The following is a 12854-nucleotide window of genomic DNA, read 5'->3' on the forward strand; positions in this document are numbered from 1 at the left end:
GTGGACGGGCTCGTGCCTCGTGGCACCTGCTGGTTGAGGCCCGACCGCTCGGTGGCGAACACCGAATACCGCAGGGTCCCAAGGCCCTCGCCCGATGCGGCCATGCACTCTCCAGGGCCGAGTCCGGGCGGTACGGTCACAGCTGCTTGTCGAAGTGGAACGCCGTCACCGTCAGGCGCTCGCGGAAGTAGAAGCGGTGGGCCTCGGTACGCTGGGTCCCCGAGTCCAGGGACAGCTCATGGCACCCCAACTCCCGTGCGCGTTCCTCGAGCCGGGTCAGTAGTGCCCTGCCCACCCCCGCGGACCGCTCCGCTTCGGCGGCGACCAGGTCGTCGACGTAGAGCATGCGCAGGGTGCTGGAGTTCACGACGACCCGCCACCCCGCCACGCCCAGGCAGCGCTCGGCGTTCCCGTCGTCCGCGAAGGCCGCTGTGAAGCGCAGCCCCTGCCGGTGCCCCTTCGCGTACACGTCATGGAAGAGGTCCTCGGTGAGATGCGGGCGGAGCTCGCGCAGCACGGGCAGCACGGCGGCGAGGCGCGGATCTCCGGGCTCAAGGTCGACGATCTTCATACGGCGACCTTAGGGGGCGTGAACTGTCCGCCCACCGCGGCGGGAGTGCGACACTCACAGGCATCCGCGGACGCAGGAGCCCTGCACGCCGGCCTCCAGCCGGCTCCCGGCCTCGTGGCCGACGACTCCAGGCAGGGCAACGTTCACCACCAGGCGCCGGCGGACAGCGGTCCGACCGGCACCCTGGCGAGGGAGCCGATGTCGGATGCGCGCGCCCCGCCTTCGCTCTCCCAGGCGTCTTCCCTGTTCCGGAGGTCGGGCCGCCGGCCGATGACGGCTTCGGCGGCGATCAGTGCGCGGGGGGTCAGGACGCTGCCGGGGACGGCGGCGGCGGCCATCAGCCGGGCCGCGGCGGCGGGTGCGGCCTGGGGTGGGACGACGAGGAGGTCCCAGCGACCGACGGTGTAGGAGAGCAGGATCAGCTTGTCGGGGTCCTGTTCGGTGAACCAGCCCACGTGCACGGTGTGCCCGGCCACGGGGACCTTGGGCGGGACGACGGGCCAGCGGGTGGGGTTCACGGTGACGCGGGTGATGCGCCCCCAGGGCTCTGCCAAGGCAGCGGCGAGAGAGGCAAGTTCGGCTGCGAGGTCACGGGAGCGGGGCCACCAGGCGCCGTCCAGCTGCCCGGCGAGGGTGGTCTTCGGCGTGAGCAACAGGCGGGCGGGGCGAGGAGGCGCGGCAGCGGGCGGCGCGGGTGACGCGGCAGGTGTGGCGCGGTCCAGGGTGACGGTCATGGTGGAGACCTGTCCCCGGGCCGCTCGCAGTTCGACGGCCCGGCGTATTGATCGCCGGAAATGACACCTGAGTTGCATCCGATGCGCGAAATACTCCCGGTATTTCCATCCTACTCCGGTGCGGAGATCAAAAGGGGTTCTGACCAGGTACTTCCGTTGAGGCCGAGGACTTGTGCTCCGGCAGTCTGCGTGGCCGACCTGGTCAGGGCGCAGCTGACGTCGACCACGCACCCTGTCCTGCGCGAGCGGGAACAGCCGGCCGACCGCCTCGCGAAGGTCGTGCCGGGCGGCCCGCGCCACGACGACCTGGCCGGGGCGAACCCGTCGCGCGTCCAGAAGACGTGACGGCGACCGTGCTGACGTGGGGGCCGGTCGGCCCCCTCCTCTGGTCCCGTCGGCCCTGCCGAGCCAACGTCCCACGGGGTGACTCTGGAGTGCGGACCCCTTCCGGTTCCGCTCCCGAAGAGGTGATCCGCCATGCCTCGCATCCAGATCTCGGCACCCCGGCCACGGCCGCACCGCCCCCTGCCCCTCGACTTGCGCACGCCGTCGGGGCGCGTCCTGCCGTACTGAGAAGGCAGTAGGGAGGCAGGCCCGTGAGCGCACAGCGGATCCGCGCCGCGGCCCGTCCGATCGGCGCCGAACTCGCGGCGACCCACTGAGCGCGCCGCACCGCAGTCGGCACCGCCGCGCGGGTCCCGGTGAGCCGGCCGAAGCGGAACAGCACGCCCTGCTCGTACTGCTTGACGATCTTCAGGGCCATCGGCAGCTCTATCAGGGCAACCACGGCCACGGCGATCAGCGCGAACTGACGCAACGCCTGCTTCAGACGGGCTCTGAACGTCAGTGAGCGCCGTCCGACGTCATGAGTAAAGGGCCATCGCGTCGGAGTCGAGTCGGCCGTTCAGGTGGATGCTCGCGTCCCGGGACCCTTGGTGGCGCGTCCCGCCGGAGGTGCTCGCCCTCCCTGTGGTCCTGGTGGCTACTTTGCGGGTACGCCTTCGCCGCTGAACCACTCGCCTGCCTTGAGGCCGACGGAGTCGGCACTGATCAGGGTGCTGCCCGAGGGTGTGGGCCCGTGGGCGCCGCCCGGCAGGGACCACAGGGCGCCCTGGCCCACCGCGCCGATGAACAGTTCGGGCCGGCCGTCCTTGGTGACGTCGGCCGCCGAGAGGGTGCTGCCGAACTGGTCGCCGGTAGCGGAGGTTCCGGGGATGCCCGGCGTTCCTTGCGTCAGGTTGTAGGCGCCCGCGCCGGGCTTGTGTGAGGCGATCCCGGGGATGACGGTGACCGAACCCGCATCGGTGGCTTCGGCGATGTCCTCGCCCGGCGCTCCGATGATGATCTCGGCCTTGCCGTCCCGGTCGAGGTCGGCCACCGCCACCGAGCTGCCGAACCGGTCACCCTTCTCGTTGACGCCCGGGATGCCGGCGGAACTCTGCGAAAGCTGCACGGGCGTGGTGCTGACACCGATGCCCTGTGCCGATCCGTACCAGATGGAGATCCGCCCGCCGATGTTCGCCGTGTCGCCTGCGGTTTCGGGCTCGGACGGGTGGCCGAGGACGACATCGTTGTGGCCATCGCCGTTGACGTCCCCGATCGCGGGCATGCCCCCGCGGGCGGCCGACATCGGCAAATCGTTGGCCGGGTCACTGGTTTTGTGCGGATCCACGTACACGAGGCCGCCGCCCAACCCTTGGACATGGCCCGTGACGACGACCGATTCAGCCGTGCCGTCCTTGTTCAGGTCGCCGAGAGTCACCTGCCGGCCGCTCACTTCGACGACCTGCCGATTTCCGACCTGACCCGTGCGCCGGAACGGCCCCGTGTAGCGCAGCAGGCTGTCCTTCCCCCCGACCAGGACCACCGGCTTGCCGCCGAGACTGGTCGCGGCGACGTCCTCACCGTAGGCATGCTCTCCGCTGCCCGGTGTGTAGAGGTTGATGCCCGAGGTCAGGCCGGACTTACTGCCCCAGAGCACGGTGACCGTTCCCGCGTTCCTGTAGCCGTCCCAGTCCTCCCAGGGAGTTCCCACGACGAGGTCGGAGAACCCGTCGCCATCGAGATCCGCGGCCGAGACCGAGGAGCCGAACCGGTCCCAGGCCGCCGCCGTACCCGGAACACCCGGTGAGTTCTGCGTGATCACAGCCCGACGGGAAGCAGAAACCCCGCTGGCCGAGCCGTACAGCACCACCACAGCTCCTGCCGCCGACAGATTCCCGACTGCCGCATGCGGCGCGGGAATCGCCACGTCCCGGTACCCGTCCCCGTTGAAATCGCTGGCGACCGGACCGGTCGCAGCCTGCGCCACGCCCGCGGGCAGCACCGTACCGATCGCGGCCGCGACGATGAGCGGCGCGCTCAGACGGATCATTCTTCGCATGTGCATATGAACCCCTCCCCGACGCGCCCCATTCGCAGGGCGCGTATTGCGGTCACAGTAGAGGCACGAGGATGCCGCTCCCGAGCCGGGTTGCGGGTCAGGCGCTGTCTTCAAGGGGTCCGGGATTGTCCGTCGCCTCCCTCACTGGAGCACGACGGTGACGCCGCGCTTGCGCAGGAGGTCCACGATCACCTCGACGTAGGACAGGCCGCCGAGGTGGTGCAGGACGTGTCCGGCGAGGGCTTGGCGGGCGATGTCGGCGTGGTGCCAGACGAGGGTGAACGGGGGGACGACGGAGAGCCCGCCGCACAGGCAGTCGTCCACATCGTCCAGGTCTCTGCCGTAGTTGGCGCCAGGGCCGAGCAGGGCTTCACCGAGCGCCAGGAGCAAGCCATTCCTGTCGGTGGCGTGCTGTCCGTCCAGGTGGTACGTCCCGCCGGAGAGGTCCTGCAGCCCGTACGGGCCGACGCGGGTGAGGTCCAGCCACTCGGACCGGCCTTTGGCGTCGAACTGTGCCCACTGGTTGGGCAGGGTCGGAACACCGTCGGACCAGATCTCCCAGACTTGGCGGGCGGCCAGAGTGGGGCGGTCGTCGCCAGGGGCGGTGATGGTGACGTCGATCAAGGCTCCGCCGAGGACGGACGGGCGTGCCTCGACGGTGTGCAGGTCGAGGCGGTACCTGGTCATCATTCGGCCGTGGCGGTCGAGGGGCCAGAGCGTGATCGGGGCGCCCTTCTGTGGAAGGGGACGACTCAGCAGGGCCAGAAGCGGTGCGGCGGGTTCGCAGCCGATCAGGTGCACGGGCTGGGTGGGTCGCTGCGGGCGCGGGGTGAGCAGGCCGTCAATGGAACGGCAACTGCCCGATGGGCTGTCCCCCCGGATCGAGGGGAACCACAGGTCGAACCGCGGGCTCGAAGGCAGCCGCTTGCTGCCCCAGTAGTCGTCCTCGCTGACGCCGGTGCCCACGACGATGTCCCAGCGCCCGGGATCGCCCGGGGTGGGCCAGTGGGCCAGGACAGTCGTGTCCTCCAGGTCCCAGAAGCGGGCCGGCCCGTCGTTCGAGGGATCCACAGGCTCGATCGAGAGCATTCCTTCCCCCAGCAGCCGCACCGGTTCGGCGCTGTCCGCCACGGCCTGGACCAGCAGGCTCTCGCGTGGGCAGCCGCGCAGCGTCAGGACCTCTCGCGGCAGCGGAGGCACGTCCATGAACAGGCCTTCGACCTCCGCGCACCGCCCCCACAGCGCGGCCTCCTCCTCACCGCTGATGTCGTCCCGCACCAGGAGATACCGGACCGGGAAGTCCCGCTCCCACCCCACATGTTCCTCAGACCGCACGCTTCTCCATTGCTACCAGGCTGTCTTGGCGCGCCAACCCTACGGCTCGCTGACGCCGAAGCCCTCCGAATATCGCGTGCTTGGAATGACGCTCCCCGCCAGTCGAACAAGCGCCGAGGTCGCCGGCGCGGCGGGAGGCGTACGCCAACGACCAGAACAGCCCGGACACCCTGATCGCGGTCTCCGCCGCCCGCGGAAGACTGCCCGAACACGACCGTCGTCTACGAGAGCGCCCCGTAGGCCGCGGGACGGGACCCGCTTCCCGAACCAGCGTGGCCGCCGCGTACAGGTGTGCGGTCCTGGCAGGCTGGTTGGTGGAGCTCGTCCGGGTCTGCCTTCGCACGTCGGTCCGGGCGGGCTGCCGCCTTCGCACGGTCCAGCGTGGTCATCGGTACGGACTCCACCGTCCGAAACGGGCCATCAACCTCAACCTCCGGATGGGCGGCTGGCACGACACGTCACAGCTCGAGAGCTTCCTGACCCACCTCGGCCAGGGGGCAAGCGCCATGCTGTTCCGCTGCACCGTCTGCGGCACCCACCTCGCCTACGCCGACGCTTCATAGCCACGACCTGCCCAGCGCGCACCCTTCCCTTCAAAGGAACCGCACCCCCCCCGCGAACGGCCCCTGACCAGGCAGGAGCAAGCAGCGTCCTGCTGTTCCGCCACGCGCCCGGGCGGGCCGGAGTCCCCCACCGGCGCCCATCGGAAGGGGAACATGTGGTCATGACCACTGAACATCCTGCCGACCGGGGCGGCACCGGGCGCGACCTGTTCGCCGCCTTCTCCGAGCGGGCATCGAACGTCACTGGCTCGCCCCTGTTCTCCGCCCTGTGCGTGCTTCTGCTCCTGGGCATGGTCGCCATGCACCTCTTGCACCTGCCGTTGCCCTGGTTGATCTTCGCCGGGGACGTCTTGGCAGCCGTCAGCCTGTTCTTGCTCGCGCTGCTGACGAACACCGAGCGCCGTGACGCGCGTGCCGTGCAACGGAAGCTGGACGCCATCGCCGCGGCGTTGCTGGAGCAACGCGAAGGCACGACCCACACCGCGGCCGACGAACTACAGCGTGTCATCCGTATGGAAGAGCATCAGTAGGCCAGGTACACCGACGTCCTCATGGAGTCGCTGGAGAGAACCGCAGTTCAGCGACGTGCGGCTGCCTGTTGGCGACTGAAGCGACTCAGGCTGGGACAATCGTCCTCAAGGAGCGACGACCACCTGCCCGGGAATCCTGCTTGGACGTCCGCTTGCTGCGCGGGGCGTTCCGAGCGGTCGGTTTTGCGGCCCTTGCTGCCGGCGGCCGGTGCGGTCCTCGGTCTCCGCGTAGGCGTTGGTGGCGATGCGGACGGGTGCGGGGCCGGTGAGGTCCTTTTCGCCGGCGAGATTGTCGATCTTCAGGTCGTCGGGGACGACTTTCTCGAAGGGGACCAGGCGCATGCGCCGCCGGAACGCGAAGCCGGCGGAGCGGTGCGGGTGCGGGTGTCGTTGGAGTGGGCCGTGAGCCGGTCGATGACCGCGACCACGCCGTCCAACTGTCCGGCGAGCCGGAGCGCTACGGGAATCTGGCTGCTCTTGGACAGTCGGCCGTCCAAGGTGACGACCCCGTCGACGACACGCACGCCCACGGCATCGGCACCGATACCCATCGTGTCCGCCAGCACGTCCTCGACCAGCACGCGGCGTATCTCGTGGTCAGGGCGGAGGAACACGCGCAGCAGGTCCCGTCGGGTCACGATGCCGACCAGAGGGTCCTCCTCGTCGACGACCGGCAGCCGCGATACGCCGCGTCGGGCGATGAGGCGGGCGGCCTCGGTGACGGTCTGTTCGGCGTGGACCGTGACGGCCGGCGCGGTCATCAAGTCTTGAGCGGCGAGGTCGTCTTGGACGAGCAGATCGGCCCGCGAAATGACCCCGAGGACGCGTTCGTCCGCGTCCAGGACCGGCACGCCGCTGATGTCGTGTTCGACGAGCAGCGCGGCCACATCCGCGCACGGAGTCCTCCCGACGACCGAGACGACCTCGTCGGTCATCAGGAAGCCGACCTTGGCGTGCTTCATCTGCGGCCCTCCTGTCGGCTTCGGCCAGTGAGCGCATCTTGTGGAGCGCCCTCACCAGCCACCATCCGCCGCGTCCGCCTGCGGTGCGAGTGCCGAACGGGCCCTGTGCCAGGACTGACCGGTCCCCGGCGTCACCGCGCAGGCTCGCTGCCCCGTCGTCGTGGTGAGCGGTCCCGAGCGCATCGCCCGGAGGCCGGTGGGCAACGGCCTGCCCGGATTCGCGACGATCCGACCCCTCATGCCCGTCACCCAGGGTTCCGGCCGTGACCGGCCGACAGGGGACTACGCTGAAGACCGGGCTGGTGCGCAGAGCCCCTCGATGCCGGCGGAGGTGTCCATGGGCGGGGACGAACGCGATGCGCCGGCGAGCCGGAGTCCGCAGCCGAGGCTGGACGCGCTCCAGGCGGAGATCAGTGACGCGCGGGGTACCCGTGACCGGCTGACGGGCCTGCTGGAGGCGGTCATGTCGCTGGGGCAGGAGCTGGACCTGGCCCAGGTTCTGCGCGGGATCGTGGAGGCCGCGGTCGTCCTCGTGGACGCGGAGTACGGCGCGCTGAGCGTGGTCGGGGACGACGAAAAACTCGCCGAGTTCATCCCGGTGGGTATCAGTGACCAGCTCCGGGCGCGGATCGGTTCCCTTCCCGCCGGCCGCGGACTGCTGGGCGAGCTGAACAGGCACCCGGGGCCACTGCGCCTGGGTGACCTCTCGGAGCACCCGGCCTCGGCCGGCTTTCCCGAGCATCACCCGCCCATGCGCTCCTTGCTCGGCGTACCGATCCGGGTCCGGGACGAGGTGTTCGGCAATCTGTACCTGACGGAGAAGCGGGGCGGGAAGGGCTTCGACGCGGAAGACGAGGAGGTCTTGTCCACCCTCGCCGTTGCCGCGGGCGTCGCCGTGGACAACGCCCGTCTGTATGAGGAGGTCCGGCTACGGGAGCGCTGGCTGGCGGCCAGTTCCGATTTCACGAGCGCGCTGCTGTCGGGCTCATCCGAGATCGAGGTGCTGGAGGGCATGCTGGAGCGGGCACGGGACATCATCTCGGCCGAGATGTGCGTCTTCTACCAGGTGGGGCCCGGCGGCGAGCTGCGCGGCTCGCTCGCCTTGGGCGAGGGAGCCGAAGCGCACCGCGGGATCGTGCTGCCCGGCAGCGAGGGGATCCTGGCCGCGGTCGCCCTGGCGCGGGACGGACTGGTCACCTTGGCCGATGTGGCCACCGACGCCCGGGTCGCGGCGCAGCCGGACGTCTGGACGGGCTTCGGGCCGGCCGTGGCCGTCACGGTGGGTACCAAGGCGAAGTTGCGGGGGGTGCTGATGCTTGCGCGGCGTACCGGGCGGCCGGCGTTCGCCGCGGCCGAGGTCGCGCCCCTGCCCGGCTTCGCGGGGCAGGCGGCCCTGGCGCTGGAGCTGGCCGACCGGCGCCGGGACAGCGAGCAGGTGAGCCTGCTCGCGGACCGTGACCGGATCGCCCGCGACCTGCACGACCTGGCGATCCAGCGGCTCTTCGCGACGGGGATGACCCTGCAGAGCGCCCGACGCTTTGTGGAGCATCCGGAGGCTTCCGAGCGGCTGGACCGTGCGATCGACGACCTGGACGAGACGATCAAGACGATCCGTACGACCATCTTCGGACTCCGCGACCACGAGGTGGCGGGCGGTACCCCGAGACTCCGGGTGCGCGCGGTGCGGGCCGTGGGTGAGGCGGCGGCGCTGCTCGGTTTCGCGCCCGCCCTGCGCATGGAGGGGCTGATCGACACCGATGTGCCGGTGCCGGTCGCCGACGATGTGGTGGCTGTGCTCGGAGAGGCCCTGACCAACACGGCCCGGCACGCGCGGGCGGCGCGGGCGGAGGTCGCGATCGTCCTGGCGGACGGCGTACTGACCGTTACGGTGAGTGACGATGGTGTGGGTGTCGCGGAGGGGGGCCGTCGGAGCGGTCTGCGCAACCTCGCGGAGCGCGCCGAGGCCCGCGGAGGCGGGCTGGCCGTCTCGCCGCGCCCGGACGGTGGCGGAACCCGACTGGACTGGCGGATCTCGATTCGACCTTCCCGGTGAGCTCGGGCCTCAGCGGCCGGTTCCGTCGTGCTCGCGCACCTCGGCGGCGATGACGGCGGCCTGCACGCGGCGTTCGACGCCCAGCTTGGCCAGCAGCCGCGAGATGTGGTTCTTGACCGTCTTCTCGGACAGGAAGAGCCGTTTGCCGATCTGGCGGTTGGTGAGGCCCTCTCCGATGAGCTCCAGCACGGCGCGCTCCCGCTCGGAGAGCACCGTCAGCCGCTTGTCCCCGGGCGGCTTCCCGGCGGTCGGGTCCCGGAGTGAACTCATCAGGCGGGCGGTGGTCGCAGGGTCGAGCATCGACTGGCCCGTTGCCACCGTCCGGACTGCCGCGACCAGGTCGGAGCCCTTGATCTGCTTCAGCACGTACCCGGCCGCTCCGGCCATGATGGCGTCGAGGAGGGCCTCCTCGTCGTCGAAGGACGTCAGCATGAGACAGGCGAGGCCCGGCATGCGCGAGCGCAGCTCACGGCAGACGGTGATGCCGTCGCTGTCGGGCAGCCGGACATCGAGCACGGCTACGTCGGGCCGCAGGGCGGGCCCCCGGGCGAGGGCCTGGGCGGCCGTCGCCGCCTCGCCCACCACCTCGATGTCCGGCTCGGAGTCCAGCAGGTCGTGCAGCCCGCGCCGGACGACCTCGTGGTCGTCGAGGAGGAACACCCGGATGGGCGCCGGGGCAGCAGCTGGTGCATCGGACATCCACGCCACACCCTCGGGTCGGATACGTCTGGGAACAATTGTCTCAGATGTGGCTTCCGCTGCCGTGGGGCGCGTACAGGTCGAGCAGCCGGACGTGGGCGGAGACGAGCCGGTGGGCGAGCACCTGACCCACCCACTGCCACATCGCGGAGGCGAGCGCGGGGTCGGCGTCCATCAGCTCGCGCACGGCGGTGGCATCGAACTCGTCGGTGCGCACCGGCGTCATGGCCTCGGCGCCGAAGTGCCAGGTGTAGGGAGAGAACAGCCAGGACCAGCCGACGAGCTCGCCGGGGCCGACGGTCTCGACCACCGCGGCCTGCCGACCGGGTACGTGCACATCCATGCCCACGTTGCCCGACCTGAGGACCCAGAACCGGGCGGCGTGTCCGCCCTGGTTGAACAGGCGCGCGCCGACGGGGAAGTCCACCTCGTGAGCAAGGGCCGACAGGCTGCCGCGGTGCTCCGGGGAGAAGGCGCGGGAGAAGACGTTGGGGGAGGAGGTGAGCCGGTGGAAGGAAGAGGTGCTCATGGCGGTTCTCCGTTCGGGTCCGGTCTCCACCCTCCGCCCATGGCGGCCGGCCCGGGAAGGGCCGTTCGGTACCTTCCCCGCCCCACAAGGCCCACCCGTACCGCCCAGGGCGGGCGATCAGTAGGGCTGGTCGCACATGCTCTGGCGCAGGGCCGCCGCGCGGTCGGGGAGTCCGGGACCGCACGCTTCGTTCGTGTGGTGACGGCGAGAGGCCGGCGGGGCGGCTGATCGGGGAGGATGGGCCGTTCCCGCCGGCTGTCAGGGGCCGGTCGGAGCAGGGGCGCTCACATGCGCAGCAGCCGCAAGATGATCTCCCGGTACTGGCGCAGGGCGAGCCGTAGGTCTTCCGTCTCGGCTTCGGTGCCGCGGTCCTGGTGGGTCGAGCCGATGGCGCGCCGGCGTTCCACGAGTGCGGCCGTGACGCGGGTGGTGGCATCGGCGAAGGTGGTGTCGGCTTCCTCGACCGCTTCGCGCGGGCTGTGGACGAAGGTGCCGAGGGCGTGTTGGAGGTGCAGGGTCAGCCTGTCCCGGTCGCTCTGCGCGAGCAGTGACACCGGGACCGGGGTGTCTGTGCGGGCCTCGGGCGGCCCTTCGGAGGGTGAGGCGTGAGGAGCCGGGCCCCCGCGGGGGTCGAGCCGCCTGGGGAGCGGGGTCCGGGCCGGGGATTGCCGTGCGCGTTCCTGGTCGTAAATCATCGCGTGCCACTTCCCTCGGCGTGCTGACGCTGCGGACGGTGCCGGCCCGAGTCGGCCGGATGCCGTGCGACCAGGGCGTCGAAGAGGTTCCGGGCCCCGGTCATGGCCCTGCGGTTCTGCTCCGTGCTGCCTCGGCCGTGGACGGCCCCGTGCAGGCCGCGATAGCCGTCGACGTGCTTCGCGTGGTGCACGGAGAGCGCGGCGAGCTGCTCTTCGAACGGCCCGCCGACCGGAAAGCCCCGGTCCGACGCCAGGCGTGCCAACAGCGTGTCGGCCTCGGCGACCGCCTCCTGCGGGGATTCGACGAACCGCTTCTGGATACCGGCCCATTGGGCCGCGTACTGCTCCCGGGAAGCCGATGAAAGCGGCCGTTCCCTGACGGAACCGTGCTGCTTCAGGCGCTCGCCGAGTTCTCGGTCCGCGGCCTCGGTGTCACCTTCGTGGCGGGTCACGAGGCGTTCGTACTCGGGGCCGAAGCGCCGTTGCAGACCGCGCCCGATCCGGCGGTGGCCGAGCGTGGCCACGAGGATGACCGTCACGGCGACGAGCGTCGCGGCGACGAGGGCCGCGATGATGATCACGGCCCCGGACACGGCGGCCCCCCGACGTTCCCGGCTCGTAAGTCGTTGTGCGGCATACCGTCGACTCTCCTCGGTTGATGGCGCATCGGTGCCGGCAGGAGGAGATTCCGGAAGGGCATGGCCGGGACCTGCACAGCGGTCACAGGAGGTGGTACCTGCGTTCCGCGGGGTCCGGGCGAAGCGGAGGGTGGAAGGCTTGGCTCCGGAGCTTTCCCGGGTGGTACGGCCCAACACCGTCTGCGTCAGTCAACGCCGGGCGGTGTCGCCTGTCAATGGGCCCGAAGACTGCAGCCGGACTCCTCGCAGGACTACGCTGCGGATGAAGCCCTGGCCACCGCGGACGGCGGGGCGGCTCGGGCCGTCAGGGCGACCACCGCGGCTACGACGACGACCGCGAAGAAGCGCACTGAAGGTCAGCCGATCGGGCCGGCGAGGGGTTCGGTTCCGTCGATGAAGGCGCCGGCCAGCTCGGACAGGCGCCGGTTGTGCTCGCGGGCGTAGCTGCGAAGTGCCGTGAAGGCCTCCTCCATGCCGATGCCCTGGCGTTCGGCGAGCTTGCCCTTGGCCTGCTCGATCAGCACACGGCTGTTCAACGCGGTCTGCAACTGTTCGTTGAGGACGGTGCTCTGCTGGGAGGAGCGCTGCTGCAGGAGGCTGATGGTGGCGACGTCGGCCAGGGCCTGAGCGACGGGCGTGGCGGCCGGATCGAAGGGTCCGGGGAGGGCGCGGAACAGGTTCAGTGCTCCGACGACCTCGTCCCGCAGGCGCATCGGCAGGGCCTGGACAGCGGAGTATCCGCTGTGGCGGGCCTGCGCGGCGAAGCGTGGCCAGCGGGCGGTTTCCGTGCTCAGGTCCGGGATGGTGACGGGTGCGCCGGTGTGGAAGCACTCCAGGCACGGGCCTTCGTCGTTCTGGAGCTGGAACAGTTCGAGCAGGCGGACTTGCTCGTCGGAGGCGGCCATCACGCGGAGTTCACCGTTTCGGTCCGCGAGGAGTACGCCGGCCGCGTTCACATCGAGCATGCCGACACATCTGTCGGTCAGTATGCGGAGGAAGTCGATCAGGTCGAAGTCCGCGACCAAGTTGTCCGCAAGTTCGACGAATGCCTTGGCGAGGAGCTGCTCGTTCATCGTGTACACCTTCTGTTGTCAGGCATCGTCGGCGGCGCTCCGTTCCTCGTCCGCGTCCCGGGTCCGGCGAGAACCGCAGCCTGCGGGCC

General features: G+C 70.6%; 14 protein-coding genes. 3 read left to right on the forward strand and 11 right to left on the reverse strand.

Going from position 1 to position 12854, the window contains the following annotated elements; all coding sequences use genetic code 11:
• Positions 1-136 precede the first annotated feature (136 nt).
• On the reverse strand, positions 137-571 hold the full coding sequence (locus tag NLX94_RS06405) for a GNAT family N-acetyltransferase (protein WP_254381606.1): 435 nt from the start codon (positions 569-571) through the stop codon (positions 137-139).
• Between the two features lie 143 nt (positions 572-714).
• Positions 715-1305, reverse strand: coding sequence for a DUF5994 family protein (locus NLX94_RS06410; RefSeq protein WP_254381607.1), 591 nt, complete (start codon positions 1303-1305; stop codon positions 715-717).
• Between the two features lie 189 nt (positions 1306-1494).
• Here NLX94_RS06410 and NLX94_RS06415 point away from each other — a divergent pair, with 189 nt between their 5' ends.
• Positions 1495-1650, forward strand: coding sequence for a hypothetical protein (locus NLX94_RS06415; RefSeq protein ID WP_254381608.1), 156 nt, complete (start codon positions 1495-1497; stop codon positions 1648-1650).
• Between the two features lie 637 nt (positions 1651-2287).
• Here the strand turns inward: NLX94_RS06415 and NLX94_RS06420 are convergent.
• Together NLX94_RS06420 and NLX94_RS39295 are read right to left on the reverse strand one after the other, a co-directional pair.
• Positions 2288-3616, reverse strand: coding sequence for an FG-GAP-like repeat-containing protein (locus tag NLX94_RS06420; RefSeq protein ID WP_254381609.1), 1329 nt, complete (start codon positions 3614-3616; stop codon positions 2288-2290).
• A gap of 213 nt (positions 3617-3829) precedes the next feature.
• A complete protein-coding gene (locus NLX94_RS39295) occupies positions 3830-5023 on the reverse strand; it encodes a barstar family protein (RefSeq protein ID WP_254381610.1) in 1194 nt (397 codons plus the stop codon).
• A 724-nt stretch (positions 5024-5747) separates the two neighbouring features.
• Here NLX94_RS39295 and NLX94_RS06430 point away from each other — a divergent pair.
• Positions 5748-6116 (forward strand): hypothetical protein, encoded by a 369-nt coding sequence (locus NLX94_RS06430; protein WP_254381611.1) that lies wholly within the window; start codon positions 5748-5750, stop codon positions 6114-6116.
• Positions 6117-6221: 105 nt separating this feature from the next.
• Here the strand turns inward: NLX94_RS06430 and NLX94_RS39575 are convergent, their stop codons facing one another.
• Positions 6222-6458, reverse strand: coding sequence for a hypothetical protein (locus tag NLX94_RS39575; RefSeq protein ID WP_374683923.1), 237 nt, complete (start codon positions 6456-6458; stop codon positions 6222-6224).
• Positions 6416-7078, reverse strand: coding sequence for a CBS domain-containing protein (locus tag NLX94_RS06440; protein WP_254381612.1), 663 nt, complete (start codon positions 7076-7078; stop codon positions 6416-6418). The genes NLX94_RS39575 and NLX94_RS06440 overlap by 43 nt, the downstream gene beginning before the upstream one ends.
• A gap of 337 nt (positions 7079-7415) precedes the next feature.
• Between NLX94_RS06440 and NLX94_RS06445 the strand changes: the two genes are divergently transcribed.
• Entirely contained in the window at positions 7416-9131 is a 1716-nt protein-coding gene (locus NLX94_RS06445; protein ID WP_254381613.1) for a GAF domain-containing protein, read from the forward strand.
• 9 nt (positions 9132-9140) lie between these two features.
• Here NLX94_RS06445 and NLX94_RS06450 read toward each other — a convergent pair whose 3' ends face one another.
• The 5 genes from NLX94_RS06450 to NLX94_RS06470 form a co-directional block, all read right to left on the reverse strand.
• Positions 9141-9830, reverse strand: a complete 690-nt coding sequence (locus NLX94_RS06450) for a response regulator transcription factor (RefSeq protein ID WP_254381614.1) — start codon at positions 9828-9830, stop codon at positions 9141-9143.
• A gap of 43 nt (positions 9831-9873) precedes the next feature.
• Complete coding sequence (locus NLX94_RS06455; protein ID WP_254381615.1) at positions 9874-10359, reverse strand: Crp/Fnr family transcriptional regulator; 486 nt, start codon at positions 10357-10359, stop codon at positions 9874-9876.
• A 284-nt stretch (positions 10360-10643) separates the two neighbouring features.
• Complete coding sequence (locus tag NLX94_RS06460) at positions 10644-10913, reverse strand: hypothetical protein (RefSeq protein WP_254381616.1); 270 nt, start codon at positions 10911-10913, stop codon at positions 10644-10646.
• A 137-nt stretch (positions 10914-11050) separates the two neighbouring features.
• Positions 11051-11647 carry a hypothetical protein gene (locus tag NLX94_RS06465; RefSeq protein ID WP_254381617.1) on the reverse strand — a complete coding sequence of 199 codons (597 nt, stop codon included), beginning with the start codon at positions 11645-11647 and terminating at the stop codon, positions 11051-11053.
• Between the two features lie 401 nt (positions 11648-12048).
• Positions 12049-12765, reverse strand: coding sequence for a GAF and ANTAR domain-containing protein (locus NLX94_RS06470; RefSeq protein ID WP_254381618.1), 717 nt, complete (start codon positions 12763-12765; stop codon positions 12049-12051).
• Positions 12766-12854 lie beyond the last annotated feature (89 nt).

Origin of the sequence: Streptomyces sp. TBY4 (assembly GCF_024213195.1) — a bacterium.
Taxonomy (GTDB): Bacteria; Actinomycetota; Actinomycetes; order Streptomycetales; family Streptomycetaceae; genus Streptomyces.